The 1,142-nt window shown below is 68.0% G+C and carries 1 protein-coding gene; it reads right to left on the reverse strand.

Annotated elements, in window-relative coordinates:
- Positions 1-1,094, reverse strand: a 1,094-nt coding sequence (locus tag VTU_RS28170) for a SwmB domain-containing protein (protein ID WP_236610789.1), incomplete at its 3' end; no start/stop codon positions are given.
- Positions 1,095-1,142: the final 48 nt, after the last annotated feature.

Here is a 1,142-nt window from a genome sequence, read left to right on the forward strand (position 1 = left end):
ACGGTCTTGGCCGTGGCGTGCACCACGGCGCTGCGCACGGTGATGGCCGCCGCGCCCGCGGCGGTGTTCACCGCAAAGCCGGCGCTGCCCGCGATCGCTGCGGCGTACAGGCTGCCCGCTTCGGTGTACGTGAGCACCAGCTGGTTGCCGGTGACCGTGGCGGTGTTGACGCTGGGGGACTGAACGTCAATGTCGTAGGTGACCGTGGAGTCCACTGTGCCCACCCCTGCGGTGCCCGCGCGGTTGGTGATTTCGGCCAGGTTCACGCGGATCGTGTTTCCCGTCGAACCGTTGGCGAGGAGGGCATTCGAGGCGATCGCACGGGCATCCGGGGCCGACAGCGTGACCTTCCAGGTCGTGCCGCCGTCGGTGCTGTACAGGTGGGACAGCTCCGCGCCTCCGCCCGCGGTCAGGTCGGCGATGGTGAAACTGCTGACGTTAATGGCTTCGGAGAAGCGGATGGTGACGGTGGTGCTTTTGCCAAAGCCCAGTTTGTCGTAGCGGATCGTGATCGGGTCGGTCGCCACCAGCGTGGGGCCGGGGCCCGATGGTGCCGTGGGCGTGCCATGGGTCACGGCCTGTTCGCTGAAGTTCGCTGCGTCGTTGCCCGCAGCGTCCTGCACCACGGCGCCAGTCGCGGGCTTGGTGTAGCTGACGGTCAGCGTCTCGGCCGGGGCCACGGCGCGGCTCAGCGTGAGCGTCACGGTCTTGGCCACCCCGTTGACCACGGCGCTGCTCACGGTGATGGCCGCCGCGCCCGCGGCGGTGTTCACCGCAAAGCCGGCGTTGCCCGCGAGCGCGGCCGCGTCCAGGGTGCCCGCTTCGGTGTACCTGAGCACCAGTTGGTCGCCGGTGACCGTGGCGCTGTGGAACGCCGGGGGCGTGGTGTCTGCTGATTGGGTGTCCACGGTGTAGTTGGCGCTGGTGGCGATGCCGGTACCGAACGTGTCTCCCAGGTCGGCTACGCCGCCCAAGTTGACGCGGATGGTGTTGGTCGCGTCGTTGCAGTTGGCCTTGGGTGTGAGGGAGGCGGTCCAGGTTTTGTTGTCGGTGGTCGTGAGCAGGCCCAGCGTGCTGGTGGTGGCGTCAAACACGACGTCACTGATCGAGAATTCGAGGACCCCCTGGTTGAAGGCGAAGGT

The organism is Verminephrobacter aporrectodeae subsp. tuberculatae At4, assembly GCF_000193225.1.
GTDB classification, from domain to species: Bacteria; Pseudomonadota; Gammaproteobacteria; order Burkholderiales; family Burkholderiaceae_C; genus Acidovorax; species Acidovorax aporrectodeae.